This window comes from Brevundimonas sp. EU05-FHT14B07, assembly GCF_058790795.1.
Genome location: NZ_JBYTCZ010000001.1, coordinates 639357 through 653807, shown reverse-complemented (window position 1 = coordinate 653807; position 14451 = coordinate 639357). Strand labels below are relative to the sequence as shown.

Annotated in this window: 17 protein-coding genes; 6 read left to right on the top strand and 11 right to left on the bottom strand. The window is 67.0% G+C overall.

What is annotated here, in order from left to right:
• The first annotated feature begins 11 nt into the window (after positions 1 to 11).
• The 5 genes from AC3WRC_RS03220 to AC3WRC_RS03200 all read left to right on the top strand — a co-directional run bounded on the left by AC3WRC_RS03220 (position 12) and on the right by AC3WRC_RS03200 (position 4286).
• Positions 12 to 518: a surface-adhesin E family protein gene (locus tag AC3WRC_RS03220; RefSeq protein ID WP_492302883.1), complete on the top strand. Its 507-nt coding sequence runs from the start codon at positions 12 to 14 to the stop codon at positions 516 to 518.
• Complete coding sequence (gene gcvPB / locus AC3WRC_RS03215; RefSeq protein ID WP_492302882.1) at positions 515 to 2083, top strand: aminomethyl-transferring glycine dehydrogenase subunit GcvPB; 1569 nt, start codon at positions 515 to 517, stop codon at positions 2081 to 2083. Before AC3WRC_RS03220 ends, gcvPB begins: the two co-directional genes overlap by 4 nt.
• Before the next feature lie 66 nt (positions 2084 to 2149).
• Positions 2150 to 3067: an SDR family oxidoreductase gene (locus tag AC3WRC_RS03210; RefSeq protein WP_492302881.1), complete on the top strand. Its 918-nt coding sequence runs from the start codon at positions 2150 to 2152 to the stop codon at positions 3065 to 3067.
• A gap of 211 nt (positions 3068 to 3278) precedes the next feature.
• Positions 3279 to 3683 (top strand): PGPGW domain-containing protein, encoded by a 405-nt coding sequence (locus tag AC3WRC_RS03205; protein ID WP_156355841.1) that lies wholly within the window; start codon positions 3279 to 3281, stop codon positions 3681 to 3683.
• Positions 3684 to 3815: 132 nt separating this feature from the next.
• On the top strand, positions 3816 to 4286 hold the full coding sequence (locus AC3WRC_RS03200; protein WP_091748144.1) for a DUF6789 family protein: 471 nt from the start codon (positions 3816 to 3818) through the stop codon (positions 4284 to 4286).
• 76 nt (positions 4287 to 4362) lie between these two features.
• Here AC3WRC_RS03200 and AC3WRC_RS03195 read toward each other — a convergent pair whose 3' ends face one another.
• The 5 genes from AC3WRC_RS03195 to AC3WRC_RS03175 form a co-directional block, all read right to left on the bottom strand.
• Positions 4363 to 4878 (bottom strand): F0F1 ATP synthase subunit B, encoded by a 516-nt coding sequence (locus tag AC3WRC_RS03195; RefSeq protein WP_017505300.1) that lies wholly within the window; start codon positions 4876 to 4878, stop codon positions 4363 to 4365.
• Complete coding sequence (locus AC3WRC_RS03190) at positions 4878 to 5450, bottom strand: F0F1 ATP synthase subunit B family protein (protein WP_165115817.1); 573 nt, start codon at positions 5448 to 5450, stop codon at positions 4878 to 4880. Before AC3WRC_RS03190 ends, AC3WRC_RS03195 begins: the two co-directional genes overlap by 1 nt.
• Before the next feature lie 68 nt (positions 5451 to 5518).
• A complete protein-coding gene (locus tag AC3WRC_RS03185; RefSeq protein WP_017505298.1) occupies positions 5519 to 5743 on the bottom strand; it encodes a F0F1 ATP synthase subunit C in 225 nt (74 codons plus the stop codon).
• Between the two features lie 58 nt (positions 5744 to 5801).
• The gene (locus tag AC3WRC_RS03180; protein ID WP_017505297.1) at positions 5802 to 6587 is read right to left on the bottom strand and encodes a F0F1 ATP synthase subunit A; all 786 of its coding nucleotides are present in this window, start codon (positions 6585 to 6587) and stop codon (positions 5802 to 5804) included.
• Between the two features lie 6 nt (positions 6588 to 6593).
• Positions 6594 to 6953, bottom strand: coding sequence for an AtpZ/AtpI family protein (locus tag AC3WRC_RS03175; protein WP_017505296.1), 360 nt, complete (start codon positions 6951 to 6953; stop codon positions 6594 to 6596).
• Positions 6954 to 7204: 251 nt separating this feature from the next.
• On the opposite strand from AC3WRC_RS03175, the gene ispH reads away from it, so the two are divergent.
• The gene (ispH, locus tag AC3WRC_RS03170) at positions 7205 to 8176 is read left to right on the top strand and encodes a 4-hydroxy-3-methylbut-2-enyl diphosphate reductase (RefSeq protein WP_492302880.1); all 972 of its coding nucleotides are present in this window, start codon (positions 7205 to 7207) and stop codon (positions 8174 to 8176) included.
• Here ispH and AC3WRC_RS03165 read toward each other — a convergent pair.
• From AC3WRC_RS03165 to AC3WRC_RS03140, 6 genes are all read right to left on the bottom strand, one after another.
• Entirely contained in the window at positions 8173 to 9768 is a 1596-nt protein-coding gene (locus AC3WRC_RS03165; protein WP_492302879.1) for a sensor histidine kinase, read from the bottom strand. The genes ispH and AC3WRC_RS03165 overlap by 4 nt on opposite strands.
• 50 nt (positions 9769 to 9818) lie before the next feature.
• Positions 9819 to 10499: an SMC-Scp complex subunit ScpB gene (gene scpB, locus AC3WRC_RS03160; RefSeq protein WP_492302878.1), complete on the bottom strand. Its 681-nt coding sequence runs from the start codon at positions 10497 to 10499 to the stop codon at positions 9819 to 9821.
• Positions 10496 to 11314, bottom strand: a complete 819-nt coding sequence (locus tag AC3WRC_RS03155) for a segregation and condensation protein A (RefSeq protein ID WP_045810344.1) — start codon at positions 11312 to 11314, stop codon at positions 10496 to 10498. Before AC3WRC_RS03155 ends, scpB begins: the two co-directional genes overlap by 4 nt.
• 6 nt (positions 11315 to 11320) lie before the next feature.
• Positions 11321 to 12370, bottom strand: a complete 1050-nt coding sequence (gene nagZ, locus AC3WRC_RS03150; RefSeq protein WP_492302877.1) for a beta-N-acetylhexosaminidase — start codon at positions 12368 to 12370, stop codon at positions 11321 to 11323.
• A complete protein-coding gene (locus AC3WRC_RS03145; RefSeq protein ID WP_492302876.1) occupies positions 12367 to 13146 on the bottom strand; it encodes an SPOR domain-containing protein in 780 nt (259 codons plus the stop codon). Before AC3WRC_RS03145 ends, nagZ begins: the two co-directional genes overlap by 4 nt.
• 76 nt (positions 13147 to 13222) lie before the next feature.
• Entirely contained in the window at positions 13223 to 14413 is a 1191-nt protein-coding gene (locus tag AC3WRC_RS03140; protein WP_492302875.1) for a deoxyguanosinetriphosphate triphosphohydrolase, read from the bottom strand.
• Between the last annotated feature and the right edge of the window lie 38 nt (positions 14414 to 14451).

Genomic DNA, 14451 nt, shown 5'->3' with positions numbered 1-14451 from the left:
CAGTTGCTGCTATGGCGACGATACTGGCCCCTTCAGCGCCCGCTTACGCTCAGGCCGATCGCGGCGATCAGCCGGCACTGATTCATCGAAGTCAGACCGTTGAGGGTGATTGGTCATCATTAGTCCAATGGATCAAGGATAATGTTCCGTCAGAGAACATCCGCGATCTGGCAACGATGATCCCGGGTTCTGCGGTGGTCTGGGTTGATCGCAGCTCCGTCTCGAAAACGGACGGGCTGGGGCAGGCCTGGCAGCACTGGGAAATATATGACGTTGATACGGCCAAGGCCGTCGGGTTCAGGTCTTTCCGGATCCTACAAAGGTATCAATGCGCTGAGGGCGGGACGGTCTATGTCGAAGGCTTGATGTATCCAGGTAATGGCCTGACCGGCACGCCCGTAAAAGTTCCTCCCGCCGGCGCACCGGATTGGAAGGGGCTTAATTTCGTCCTTTCGGACGACCTTCGACACACCGTCTGCGACGGGATCTATTTCTTCGACGAGAAGGCGCCCCAATGAGCACCATGAACACCGTCGGCCGCCCGACCGCTCCGAACCAGGTCCAGACCAAGCCCGCCACCCTGACCGGCGGCCGCGGCCTGTTGCAGAACGAAGCCCTGATCTTCGAGGGCGACGGCTGGGGCAAGACCGGCGTCGATCTGCCGGAACCCAAGACGGACGGCTCCGACCTGGGCGACCTGGTCCGCAAGGATCCGATCGGCCTGCCCGGTCTGTCCGAGCCGGAAACCATGCGCCACTATGTGCGCCTGAGCCAAAAGAACCACGCCATCGACCTGGCCATCTATCCGCTGGGATCGTGCACGATGAAGCACAACCCGCGCCTGAACGAGAAGATGGCCCGCCTCCCCGGCTTCTCGGACATCCACCCGTTGCAGCCGATCTCGACCGTTCAGGGCGCGCTGGAGCTGATGGACACCCTGGCCCACTGGCTGAAGACCCTGACCGGCATGCCCGCCGTCGCCCTGTCGCCCAAGGCCGGCGCCCACGGCGAACTGTGCGGCCTGATGGCCATCCGCGCCGCCCACGAGGCCTCGGGCCAGCATGAGAAGCGTCGCAAGGTTCTGGTGCCCACCAGCGCCCACGGCACCAACCCGGCCACCGCCGCCTTCGTCGGCTATTCGGTGGTCGAAGTGGCCCAGACCGAGGACGGCCGCGTGGACGTCGCCGACCTGGCTTCGAAGCTGGGTGACGACGTCGCCGCCATCATGGTGACCAACCCCAACACCTGCGGCCTGTTCGAGCGCGACATCCTGGAGATCAGCCGCCTGACGCATGAGGCCGGCGCCTACTTCTATTGCGACGGGGCCAACTTCAACGCCATCGTCGGCCGGGTTCGTCCTGGCGACCTGGGCGTCGATGCAATGCACATCAACCTGCACAAGACCTTCTCGACGCCCCATGGCGGCGGCGGTCCGGGCGCGGGTCCGGTCGTCCTGTCCGAAGCCCTGGCGCCGTTCGCCCCCGCCCCCTGGGTCGTGCATGACGACGGCGGCTATCGCCTGATTGAGCGCGAGGAGGACGAGGCCGAGCAAGCCTTCGGCCGTCTGTGCGCCTTCCAGGGCCAGATGGGCATGTACACCCGCGCCCTGTCCTACATGATGTCGCACGGCGCCGACGGCCTGCGTCAGGTCGCCGAGGACGCCGTCCTGAACGCCAACTACATCAAGGCCCGGCTCGGTGATTTGATGTCGGCCGCCTTCCCCGACGGCCCCTGCATGCACGAGGCCCTGTTTGACGACGAATGGCTGAAGGGCACGGACATCACCACGCTCGACTTCGCCAAGGCGATGATCGACGAGGGCTTCCACCCGATGACCATGTATTTCCCGCTGGTCGTCCACGGCGCCATGTTGATCGAGCCGACGGAAACCGAGTCCAAGGCCGAGCTGGACCGCTTCATCCACGCCATGCGCCTGCTGGCCGAGGCGGCGAAAGCCGGCGACGTCGACCGCTTCAAGGGCGCGCCCTTCCACGCGCCGCTGAAACGTCTGGATGAAACCCGCGCCGCCCGTTCGCCGGTTCTGCGCTGGACCGCGCCGGAAGGCTCCAACAAGGCGGCCTGACCCCTTAGCCGCCCCTTCCTGCGGGAAGGGGCTGACGCGGGGCTGATCCATCGCTAGGTCATGGCCATGACCTGGACGACGAACGACATCCCCGACCTTTCCGGCCGACTGGCCATCATCACCGGAGCGACCGGCGGGCTGGGGCTGGAAACCGCCCTGGTGCTGGCCGGCAAAGGCGCCGAGGTCGTGCTGGCGGCCCGCAATCCCGACAAGGGGGCAGAGGCCGAACGGCTGATCCGGGCTCGTCATCCGAACGCGGCCGTGCGGTTCGAGCTGCTGGACCTCGCCAGCCTAGCCTCCGTCCAGGCCTTCGCCGAGCGGTATCTGGCGACGGGACGCCCCATCGACATCCTGATCGACAATGCGGGCGTCATGGCCCTGCCGACGCGCCAGACGACCGTCGATGGGTTCGAGATGCAGTTCGGGACCAACTACCTGTCCCACTTCGCCCTGGTCGGCCGCCTGCTGCCTTTGCTGAGGACTGCGAAAGCCCGCGTGGTCCAGCTGTCCAGCGTCGCCCACCGCAGCGGCCATATCCGCCTGGACGACCTGAACTATCAGACCCACTACAGCCCCTGGCCTGTCTATCAGCAGTCCAAGCTGGCCATGCTGATGTTCGTCTTGGAGCTTCAGCGCCGCAGCGACACGCACGGCTGGGGCCTGACCAGCGTGGCGGCCCATCCCGGCTTCGCCCGCACCGACCTGATCGCCAACGGCCATGCCGGCAAGCCCGGCCTGTTCGCGCGCGGCGCTCGCCTGCTTGAGGCCGTGCTCAGCCATTCGGCCGCGGACGGCGCCCTGCCCGTCCTGATGGCCGCGACCCTGCCGGACCCGACGCCCGGCGGCTATTACGGCCCCACCGGCTTTCAGGAGATGAAAGGCCCGCCCGGCGTTGCGGTGATCAAGCGCCACGCTAGCGACGCCGATGTGGCCAGGCGTCTGTGGGCGGAATCGGAACGGCTGACGGGCGTAACCTACGGCTGACGGCGCGGGGCGTGTCCGTCGCGACACGACGCGGAGAGATCGTCTCTTCATGACCAAAGCTTCACCCGCCGGACATCCATCCGCCATGGACGCAGGGCGTTAAGGGGTCTTGTGGCAAGGTCGTCACGGTCGCCTTTTCCTTTCCCGACGAGGGATCGCGCGCCCGTGGCGACCGTTGTCATGACGATCCTCCTCCCCATCCGGCGTATTCGTGACCTCACTCCCCGTTCCCTTCGTCCGCCCAGACAAGCCGCGCGCCTCGACGCTGCGGGTCGTCAAGCGCTGGGCGCTGATGATCGGCGGTCTGTTCGTCGTGCTGCTGGGCATTCTGATCGCCCCCCTGCCCGGGCCCGGCGGCATTCCCGTCATCGCCGTCGGCCTGATGCTGATCCTGAAAAGCTCGTTCTGGGCCAAGCGACAGTTCATTCGCGCCCAATATGCGCGGCCGAAATGGGTCTATCCCTTCCGTCGCCTGATGCGGAAGAAGCCCGAGTTCGCACCGGTCTTCTGGCAACAGGCGCTCCGCGCCGAGAAGATCGTGACCAAGCGGTCCAGCCGTCGCCTCTCGCGCGGCCGCAAGAGCGTTCGGCGCTATTTCCGCAAGCTTTTCCGCTAGTCGCCGCCTGATTTCGCGGTTGCGTTGCTGCAACCGCTAACCACAGGATCGTGAACACCGCTCTCCCAAGTCAGGCGTATTCTGTCTGCGCGTTATCAGAGAACCACTTAGGCGTTGGGAGGCGCTAAGGTCATGATGTCACGCGTACAAAAAGGTCTGATCGCCGGCGTTGCGGCGACCGTGGCCGTCTCACTGCTCGAAATACCCAATATGTTCCTGAACTGGTTCGATCCCTTCCAGGGGGTCATCGCCAGCATGATCGGCATGCCCGGCAATCTGGCCGTCGGCTGGGTCGTTCATGTCATCAGCGGCGTCTTCATCCTGGGGCCGCTGTTCGCCATCCTGTGTCCCCGCCTGCCGACGGACACGCCCGAGACCAAGGGCATCGTCTTCGCCGTCGGCGCATGGATCCTGATGATGGCCGCCATCGTGATGTTCGGCAACTACCGCACCTTCACGGCCGGCGCGGGCTTCGGCACCTTCGCCTGGCTGCTGATCACCCATGCGGTCTTCGGCATTGTGCTGGGCAACGTCTATGCCCGGCTGGTGGCGCGCGACAAGCGGATGGGCGCGACCATCATCGGCGGCGCACACGCCCACTGATCACGACTTGATCGCCCAAGAAAAAGGCCCCCGACGGCGACGTCGGGGGCCTTGTTTCATTCAGGATCAACCCTGATTAGTTCAGGCGATCGCCGATCTGGGCGATGGCGCTGTCGAGCAGCGGATCCTTGGCGCCGCTGGCGAGGCGCGCGGCCAGAACCTGTTCCGCCGACTTGGCGGCCAGATCGGCGGCGGCGGCCTTCACCTCGGCCGAGGCCTGGGCTTCGGCTTGGGCGATGCGGGTTTCGGCCATCTTCTGACGACGGGCCAGCGTCTCTTCCAGCTTGGCCTTGGTCTCGACTTCCAGACGACGGGCGTCGGCTTCGGCCTGAGCCATCATCTCGGCGGCTTGAGCTTCAGCCTCGGCCTTCTCCTTGCGGATCTGGGCCAGCAGGGCTTCGGCCTCGGCGCGCAGGCGAGCGGCCTCGTCCAGGTCGGCCTGGATCTTGACGGCCTTGGCGTCCAGCGCCTTGCCGGCCATCTTGGGCACGCCGGCGGCGATCAGGATGCCGAAGAAGATGATCAGGCCGATGCCGACCCAGATCTCCGCATTGGCGAAGCTCCAGATGCCGTGTTCGAAGATCAGGTTCATCAGGCGGCTCCCTTGACGGCGGCCAGCTCGGCGGCGGTCGCGGCCTTGCCGGTCAGACGCTCGACCATGGCGGCGGTCGTGTCGGAGGCGATGGTGGAGACATTGGCCATGGCGGCGTCGCGCGTCTTGCCTATCGAGGCTTCCGCCTCGGCGATGCGGGCGTTGACCACGGCTTCTTCGGCGGCCTGACGGGCGTTCGCTTCTTCGGTCACGCGCGCCTTGGCGGCGGCGGCCGTGGCGCGGGCGTCAGCGCGAGCCTTGGCGACTTCGGCCTGAGCCTGGGCGGCCTGTTCGGCAGCCTCGGCCTGAACCTGACGCGCGGTCGCAACGGCGGTTGAAATGGTGTCGGCCCGTTCGTCCATCACCTTGCGAAGGCGTGGCGCGAAGACCTTGGAAACCAGAACATACAGGATGACGAACAGGATCAGCAGATAGCCGATCTGGCCCGCCCAGTGTTCGAACTGGAATTGCGGCAGGCCGCCCGAGCCGTGCTCGGCGGTGGTCGCCGTCTCGGCGTGCAGGTCCGCTTCGACCGAAGGCGGGACCGCGTCGATGGTGTGGGTGCTGGCCATGAACCGTCTACTGCAGGATCAGATGAAGCGGCGCGCGGGCGAACCCCGCGCGCCGTAATCGACTGATATCAGCCGAAGATCATCAGGATGCCGAGGACGAAGGCCAGGATGCCCAGGGCTTCGGCCAGAGCGGCGCCGACGAACAGGTTGCCGACTTGGCCGGCGGCGGCCGACGGGTTGCGCAGGGCGCCGGCAAGGAAGTTGCCGAAGATGTTGCCCACGCCCAGGGCCGAACCGATCATGCCCAGGGTGGCGAGACCAGCGCCGATGTACTTCGCGGCTTCAGCGTCCATGATTGTATTCCTAGATTAAAGTCGTTGGTGGTTGGGGTGAAGAGACTGGTCCGGCCCTTTAGTGGGCGTGGTCCAGGTTGACCACATCGTTCAGATAGATGCAGGCCAGAACGGCGAAGACGAAGGCCTGGAGGAAGGCCACCAGGAACTCCAGAGCGGTCAGGGCGACGACCATGCCCAGCGACAGGGCCGCGACCGGGAAGGCCAGCAGACCGATGCCGCCGCCCAGGCCCAGAAGGCCCAGCGACACGACGAAGCCGGCGAAGATCTTCAGCGCGACGTGACCGCCCAGCATGTTGCCGAACAGACGCAGCGCCAGGGTGACCGGGCGAAGCAGGAAGGACACGAACTCGATCAGGCCGACCACCGGGCGCAGCGCCAGCGGCGCGCCCATCGGCCAGAACAGCTTGAAGAAGCCCAGACCGTTCTTGGCGAAGCCGACGACCAGCACCAGACCGAAGGTGATCAGGGCGAAGGTGGCGGTGATGGCCAGCTGCGAGGTCGCCGTGAAGGTCAGGAACAGACCCAGAATGTTCATGCCCAGGATCAGGATGAACAGGGTGAAGATGAACGGGAAATACTTGCGGCCTTCGTGACCGATGATGGAATCGGCCAGATTGTCGATCAGGCCGAACAGGCCCTCGCCGGCGGCTTGCAGCCGGCCGGGAACGACCTGGGCGTTCGCGGTCACGGCGGCCAGGAAGCCGACGATCAGCACGAAGGCCACCGTCATAGCGATGTGCGAGTTGGTGATCGCCAAATCGACCGTCCCCAGCACAGGCAGGGTGACGTCGCCAAGGTCGACGACCTTCTGAATCGCAAACTGATGAATCGGATCGGCCATGAAGCCCTATCGTTCCCCGTCTTCGTCGGCCTCGACGTAGGGCTCGGCCGGAGCCGTCGTCCCTTGCGCCTTGGCCTGCGCCATCAGCCGGTTGGCTGTGCGACGCGCCATGTAAATCGACAAGGCGAAGCCCAGAAGGACCCCGCCGATCAAACCCCACGGACGGGTCCCGAGGGCCCAGTCTGCGATCGCTCCGAACGCCAGCCCCACGAAGACGCCGCCGAGAAGCTCGGCGATGATCTTGTAGGCCTGACCCGACACCTGATGGCCGGTCAGTTCGGCGGATTTCTCCGCCGTGGTCCGCGCCTCCAATGCGGATGCGCTGTCTTGGAGGCGTTTGATCGCCTCTTCGCGCGATTCCGACATGGGGGATAGGACCTGTGCGTTCGGCGTCCAGACGGTGCGTCCGGACGGGTCTGAATTCGGCGCGGAAACTAATCGTGAGCGGCCTACAGGTCAAGGCGTCGTGATTATAGCCTAAGACATTGTAGAATATCGGCTTTCCATTCGCGCCCGCCCGCCGTGACGATGCGCCGCTGCTGCGGGCGACAGAATCCGTCGCATCCGCCCTTCGGCTCCGATGGCGGTCAGCGCCGCAAACGACTAGGTTCGCCGCCATGAATGCGCATGTTACTGTCCCCAACGCTCCGCTTCGCCCGCTTTCGGTGAGGTTGGCCACCCCGCGGGGCTTTTGCGCCGGGGTCGACCGGGCGATCCAGATCGTCGAGCGCGCGATCGAAAAGTTCGGCTCCCCCGTCTATGTGCGCCACGAGATCGTCCACAACAAACATGTGGTCGAGCGGCTGAAGGCCATGGGCGCCGTCTTCGTCAAGGAACTGGACGAATGCCCTGACGACCGGCCGGTCGTCTTCTCGGCCCACGGGGTGCCCAAGTCCGTGCCGGCGACGGCGCGGGCGCGCGAACTGGTCTTCCTGGACGCGACCTGCCCCCTGGTGTCCAAGGTCCACGTCGAGGCCGAGCGTCATCATGCGGCCGGCCGCCACATCATCCTGATCGGCCACGCAGGCCACCCCGAGGTCGTCGGCACCCTGGGCCAGCTGCCGCCCGGCGCCATCACCCTGGTCGAGACCGAGGCCGACGCCGAATCGTTCGAACGCCCCGACGACGCGCCTCTCGCCTACGCCACCCAGACCACCCTGTCGGTGGACGATACGGCAGGCATCCTGAAGGTGCTGAAGCGCCGCTTTCCCGAACTGCCCGATCCGCACAAGGAAGACATCTGCTACGCCACGACCAATCGCCAGGACGCCGTCAAGGCGCTGGGCGAGGGCTGCGACCTCGTACTGGTCGTGGGGTCCAAGAACTCCTCCAATTCGGTGCGCCTGGTCGAGGTCGCGATGCGCGCCGGCGCCCCGGCCGCCTATCTGGTGGATGATGCGTCCCAGGTGGACTGGTCCTGGTTCGACGGCGTGAACACCGTCGGCGTCACCGCCGGCGCCTCGGCGCCCGAGCCGCTGATCGAGGCACTGGTCGACGCCATCCGGGCGCGCTTCGACGCCACGGTGACCGAAGACGACGGCGCGCGCGAAACCGTCACCTTCAAACTGCCGCGCCTGCTGACAGCCTAGGCGACCGCCTTCAACGGCAAGACGACGCGGAAGGTGCTGCCGGCGCCGGGCGCTGTGACGATTTCGATCTTGCCGCCCATCAGAGCCGCCAGACCGTGCGCCGCCGTCAATCCCAGTCCCAGCCCTTCGGCGGTGCGCGTCGCGCTTTCATCGCCCTGGGTGAAAGCCTCGAACAGGCGCGCCGCTTCCGCCGGCTCCATGCCCGGCCCGGTGTCCTCGACCTCCAAGGCCAGGCCCGCGCCCGCAACGGCGCGCAGCATCACGCCGCCGGTGCGTGTGAACCGCACCGCATTGTCCGTCAGCGCCGCCATCAGCTTTTCGACGTGGACCGGGTCGCCCAGCCACTCGCCTTCGGCGGCCTCGACCGAAATCTTCAGTCCCTTGGCCTCGGCGGCGCCCCGGAAGTCGTTGGCGACCCGCTGCAGCAGGTTGTCGGGCCGGAACGGTCGGGTTTCCAGCGCCACGGCCCCGTCGCGCAGCCGCACCACGTCTAGCAGCTCCTCGACCAGCCTCAGTTGCTGACGTCCCGACGCCTTCAGGATTTCCAGTCGCTCGCGCTGCTGCGGCGTCACCAGATCGGCCCCGATGATCTCGGCCATGCCCAGAACCCCGTTCAGGGGCGTGCGCAGTTCGTGACTGACGTTGGACAGGAACCGCGTCTTGGCCCGGTTCGCCGCCTCGGCCCGCTCCAGCGCCGCGGACAGGGCGACCTCCGAGGCTTTGAGGCGCCGAACGTCGGCCGTCGTGTTCCACAGCAGCGACCCGGTGCCGATCAGCAGCACGATGAAGAGCAGCAGCAGCAGCGGCCCGGCCTTGGTCAGGATCTGATAGCCGGGCTGCTCCGGCGCCCAGACGACACGCCCCAACAGGGCGCCGCCGACGTCGCGAACATCGACGCCGATCATGCCCTTGGGCGGCTCCGAACCGCCGGGCTGGAAGTGAATTTGGTCCAGCGCCAGCCGCGTTCGCAAGAGATTGAGCTCGCCGGCGAACGGTTTGAACGACGCGACGATCGGATCGGACGCCGGCGTCGATCCGCCTGCCGTATGCCGCACGACGGTGGAGGCCCCCAGCACATAGACGTCGTCGCCGACGCGAACGAACGCCGCCTTCAGACGCACCCCGGCATCAGCGGTGACCAATCGGTCGCGCCCGGCGGCCTCGGCCCGGAGCGCGTCGATCAGCGGCCGGGCCGCCTGGCCGAATGGCTCGCCGACCTGCGTCTCGGCCGGTCGGCCCAGCGTGCTGATGCGAAACAGCCGCCCGGTCCCGTCATAACCCAGTGTGAACTGATGCTTATGCTGCGCGGCGTAGAAGGCGCCGAAGTTGCGGTCGTACCAGGCTACATCGCCCGCCGTCATCCGATCGACGGCCTCGTCCCAGACCGAGGCGGTGGTCAGGTTTTCGCCGATGGTTTCCAGCGCGCGCGTCAGACGCAGCCGCACCAGACCTTCTTCCTTGCGCGCCTGATGGGCGTCAATGCCGCGACTGACGATCGCCAGAACCCCAGCCATGCCGATGATGGACGACAGCATCAGGATCAGCGCGATCCTGAACGTGCTCCACGCCCGCCAACCCGTCTTCGATGTCACGCCACTCATACGGTCTGGCTTAAGGTGCGCAGACTAAGACGTCGTGAACATCATCCAGGTCCGCCGCGTTCGCCGACGAAATCCTGGGCGAACTCGGGCGCCTCGTCGTCCAGCGGCAATGTGCCGTCCTCGTCGTCCGCCTCGGAGGCGCGGCTGGGATCCGGCACCTCGAACCCGACGGGCAGCGACAGGTCCAACAGGCCCGCCGCCTTCATCTCCTGCACGCCCGGCAGATCGTACAGGGTCGCCAGGCCGAAATGCTCCAGGAAGCGGTCGGTGGTCGCATAGGTGACGGGCCGCCCCGGCGTGCGCCTTCGTCCGCGCAACCGCACGAACCCCATCTCCAGCAACAGGTCCAGGGTGCCCTTGGAGATGCTGACGCCGCGCACGCTCTCGATCTCGGCGCGGGTGACGGGCTGGTGATAGGCGATGATGGCCAGGGTTTCCAAGGCGGCCTTGGACAGCCGGCGCGGCTCCTCGCGCTCCTGCGTCATCATGAAAGCCAGGTCCGGCGCGGTGCGGAAGCGCCAGCGGTCGGCGACGCACTCCAGCTCGACCCCCCGCCCCTCATAGCGGGCGCGCAGACCCGATATGGCGCGGGCGACGTTGCAGTTCCCGGGCAGGCGCGCGGCGATCTCGGCCGCCGTCAGCGGCCCGGCGGCGGCGAACAGCAGGGCCTCGACCCGCCGCTCGATCTCGGCCTCGTCGGGCTGGAACGACAGGTCGCTCACGGCGTCAGCTCCAGCGGCTGGCCCGGTCCGCGCCGCTTCAGATACAGGTCCGCAAACGCCTCGCTCTGCCGGATGTCCATCGCCCCCTCCTTCACCAGCTCCAGACTGGCCGAGAGGGTCGAGGCCGTAAAGCTGGCCTGGCTGGGCCCCTCCTCGTCCTCGCGATGGGGCGCCACCTGTTCCAGCGGCGTCCAATCCGCCAGCTTCGGCATAATCTCGCGCAGCCAATCGCGCGCGGCCTCCAATGGAAAGGCCTCGACCCGCTGGCCGGGGGCATAGCGTCGGGCCTCCTCTCGCCGGCGCTGCACCACATAGGCGCTCATCAGTTCGTACAGGCTGGCGTCGATGCGATCCGACGGCACGATCACCGTCGCCTCGGGATCGCCGCGTGTGAAGACGTCGCGTTTCAGCTGGGGCCGGGCCATCAGCTGTTCGACGGCCTTTCGCATCGCCTCCAGCTTCTGCAGCCGGAACGCCAGGGCGGCGGCCATTTCCTCAGCCGGCGGTTCTTCGGCCTTGCCCTTGTCGGTGCGCGGCAGCAGCAGGCGCGACTTCAGATAGGCCAGCCACGACGCCATCACCAGATAGTCCGCCGCCAGGGCGAAGTTGCGCCTGCGCGCCTCGTGGACGAAGGCCAGATACTGTTCCGCCAGCTGGGTGATCGACAGCTTCAGCAGATCGACCTTCTGGTTTCGCGCCAGGGCCAGCAAGACGTGCAGCGGTCCCTCATAGCCCTCCAGATCGACGACGAAGGCCTCGCGCTCCTCGACCTCCTCGGCGTTGAAATCCAGATTGGGCTGGAAAGACTCCGTCATAGGTCTTTAGGCCTGCGCCTCACCCACGTCCGGCCCCTTGGCGACGTTCATCCGACCGCCCATGGCCTTGAAGAAGCGATCGTGCCCCGCGACGGGATCGAGCGGCTCGGGCGTCCGCACAATCCGGGCCAGCGCGGCTTCCGCCCGGCGGCGCGCCCCGCCCTTCAGCGATCCGACGCCCTCGGCGACCTGGCGCATTTCGTCCATGTCGCCGTTCCAGTGGACGACGAGATCGCACCCCGCCTTCAGCGCCTTGTGAGCGCGCTGGGTCAGCGAGCCCGAAAGGGCGTTCATCACCAGATCGTCGGACAGCAGCAGACCGCCGAATCCCAAGCGCTCGCGGATCAGGCGAATGGCCTTCTTGGACTGCGTCGCCGGATGTTTGCGATCGATCGCGGTGAAGACGATGTGCGCCGTCATGCCGATCGGCATATCCGACAGGGCCTTGAATGGCGCAAAGTCCCAGGCGTCCAGCGTGTCCAAGTCGGCATGAACCGTGGGCAGGTCCTTGTGCGTGTCCGCAAACGCCCGGCCATGGCCCGGCATGTGTTTGATGCAGGGCAGAACCCCGCCTGCCAGCAGCCCCTCCGCCGCCGCCCGGCCCAGCACGGCGACGGTCTCGGGATCGACGCCATAGGCGCGGTCGCCGATGATGTCGTGGGCGCCGGGAACCGGTACGTCCAGCACCGGCAGCAGGTCGACGGTCACCCCGACCTCGCGCAGATCGTGCGCCATCAGACGTGCGCCCAGGCGCGTCAGCTCACGCGCCTGAGCCAGCTCGTTCGTCGCCTTCAGATAGGCGTTACCCGGCGGATATTTGGGCCAGTGGGGCGGCCCCATCCGCTGGACGCGACCGCCTTCCTGGTCGATCAGGATCGGCGCCTCGGGATCGCCGATGGACGCCCGCAGTTCGTCGGTCAGGGCCCGCACCTGTTCCGGCGTGTCGATATTGCGCCGGAACAGGATGAAGCCCCAGGGTCGGACCTCGGCGAAGAAGGCCTTTTCGGCCTCCGTCAGCCGATGTCCCAAGCAGCCATAGATGGCGGCGGACGTCACCGGACGATGCAGTCCCGGCCCGCCGCCTTCAGCGCGTTGCAGAAGGCGACCGCCCGTTCGCGCGACAGGCCCGAGAAGGCCGTGCGGTAAAGGGTCGATCCGCTGGACGAGGTCACTTCGGTCACCCGCTTTTCAGCGCCCGAGGCGTACGCGCCGAAGCGGCCGGCGACGGCGGCGTATTCACGGTCCGCGATCTCGGTCGAGGAGAAGGCGCCGATCTGGACCGAGGCCGATCCGCCGGTCGCGGCCGGAGCCTTGGTCGCCGGCGCAGCGACGGGCGCGGGCGCCGGGGTCGTCGGGCGCGGCGCCGGTGCGGCCGGCATCGCCGTATTGGCGGGCGGCAGGCCCTGTCCGGTCGGTGCGGCGGTCGGCGGTGCGGCCGGACGCGGCTGGGGCGCCTCGGGCGGCGGGGTGAAGGTCACGGGCGCATCTGTCGTCTCGGTCTCGTCGCGATAGACGCGCACGCCCTCGGCCGGGTCGATAGGCTGGGCGTCGATGGGCGCGGCGGTCTTCATCTCGCCGACGGGCTGACCCACGGCCGGCGGCGCGTCGGTCGAGGCGCGCATGCCTGAGCGATAGAAGAAGATCACCGCCACGATCAGCAGCAGCAGGACCACCGCGCTGATGATCAGCGTCACTGGCGGCGCCTTGCCCCCGCCCGAGCCGACATTGCGGCCGCTGCGCGGATCGTAGCTGTTGCGGCGGAACGGCAGGTCGTCGTCGGTCGGCGGCGTATAGGCGCCCCGGCCGGGTTTGTTGTCGTCGTCAAAGGACATGGTCGCGCTCCGCCGTCTGTCGGCGCGAATCGGCGCGCCGAACGATCACTCTACGCCCCCGCGTGCATCTTTCGAATCACAGATCGAGGGCGAGGTCGAGGCTGAACAGCTTCTGGTGCACTTCTATGGCGTAACGGTCGGTCATGCCGGCGATGTAGTCGCACACGGCGCGCGCCCGCTGCGTCTTGTCCGGGGTCATCGCCGGCTCTCCCCATTCCGGCGGCATCACCTCGGGCTCGGCCATGAACAGTTCGAACAGTTGCGACAGCACGCGCCGCGCCTGGCTGCGGGTGCGGTTGACCCGGTAGTGGCGATACATCCGCTCGAACAGGAACTTCCTCAGCACTGCCAGATCGACGTGCATGGTGTGCGAGAAATCCACCATCGTGCGCCTGGCCATCCGCACGTCCTCGGTCGTGACGATCCGGTCTTCCTCCAGCCGCCGCGCCGTCTCGGCCAGCACGTCCTCGACCATGACGCCGATCATCCGCCGCACCGCCTCGATCCGCAGCATCCGGTCGTCGATCGTGGGATATTCGCTGCGCACCTCGGCCAACATGGGGCCGATCAGCGGCACCTGATCCAGATCGCGCAGGGTGATCAGACCCGCCTGCACCCCGTCATCCACGTCATGGTTGTTGTAGGCGATGTCGTCGGCGATGGCCGCGCACTGGGCCTCCAGCGAGGCGAACGTCCCCAGCCGCAGGTCCCACCCCGCCTCGCCACCTGATGCATAGGGGCGCACCACCGACCAGGCCGGCTCGTCCAGCCGGTGCGATACCGGGCCGTTGTGCTTGATGACGCCCTCGACCGTCTCCCAGCTGAGGTTCAGCCCGTCGAACTGCGGATAGCGGTTCTCCAGCTCGGTCACGACGCGGAAGCTCTGGACGTTGTGATCGAACCCGCCGTGATCGCGCATCTGCACCACCAGCTCGTCCTCACCGGCATGGGCGAAGGGCGGATGGCCGAGGTCGTGGGCCAGGGCGATGGTCTCGGCCAAGTCGTCATCCAGCCTCAGAGCATGGGCCAGCGACCGTGCGATCTGCGCCACCTCCAGCGAATGGGTCAGGCGGGTGCGGTAGTGATCGCCCTCATGCGCCACGAAGACCTGGGTCTTCTCCTTCAGCCGCCGAAACGCCGTCGCATGGATGATGCGATCACGGTCGCGAGCGAAAGCGGTGCGCGTGCGGCTGGCGGGCTCGAAAACGCGGCGGCCCTGCGTCAGGTCGGCGCGTTCGGCGTAGGAAGCGAGGTCTGTGTGGCTCAAGTCATCAACTTTGAGGCTGCTTTGATGCGGGGGGCCTT

What these genes read in the sequence shown, in the direction of transcription:
- AC3WRC_RS03220 (WP_492302883.1), top strand. Translation starts at nt 12, where the DNA reads ATGGCGACGATACTGGCCCCTTCAGCGCCCGCTTACGCTCAGGCCGAT.
- gcvPB (WP_492302882.1), top strand. Translation starts at nt 515, where the DNA reads ATGAGCACCATGAACACCGTCGGCCGCCCGACCGCTCCGAACCAGGTC.
- AC3WRC_RS03210 (WP_492302881.1), top strand. Translation starts at nt 2,150, where the DNA reads ATGACCTGGACGACGAACGACATCCCCGACCTTTCCGGCCGACTGGCC.
- AC3WRC_RS03200 (WP_091748144.1), top strand. Translation starts at nt 3,816, where the DNA reads ATGATGTCACGCGTACAAAAAGGTCTGATCGCCGGCGTTGCGGCGACC.
- AC3WRC_RS03195 (WP_017505300.1), bottom strand. Translation starts at nt 4,878, where the DNA reads ATGAACCTGATCTTCGAACACGGCATCTGGAGCTTCGCCAATGCGGAG.
- AC3WRC_RS03190 (WP_165115817.1), bottom strand. Translation starts at nt 5,450, where the DNA reads ATGGCCAGCACCCACACCATCGACGCGGTCCCGCCTTCGGTCGAAGCG.
- AC3WRC_RS03185 (WP_017505298.1), bottom strand. Translation starts at nt 5,743, where the DNA reads ATGGACGCTGAAGCCGCGAAGTACATCGGCGCTGGTCTCGCCACCCTG.
- AC3WRC_RS03180 (WP_017505297.1), bottom strand. Translation starts at nt 6,587, where the DNA reads ATGGCCGATCCGATTCATCAGTTTGCGATTCAGAAGGTCGTCGACCTT.
- AC3WRC_RS03175 (WP_017505296.1), bottom strand. Translation starts at nt 6,953, where the DNA reads ATGTCGGAATCGCGCGAAGAGGCGATCAAACGCCTCCAAGACAGCGCA.
- ispH (WP_492302880.1), top strand. Translation starts at nt 7,205, where the DNA reads ATGAATGCGCATGTTACTGTCCCCAACGCTCCGCTTCGCCCGCTTTCG.
- AC3WRC_RS03155 (WP_045810344.1), bottom strand. Translation starts at nt 11,314, where the DNA reads ATGACGGAGTCTTTCCAGCCCAATCTGGATTTCAACGCCGAGGAGGTC.
- AC3WRC_RS03145 (WP_492302876.1), bottom strand. Translation starts at nt 13,146, where the DNA reads ATGTCCTTTGACGACGACAACAAACCCGGCCGGGGCGCCTATACGCCG.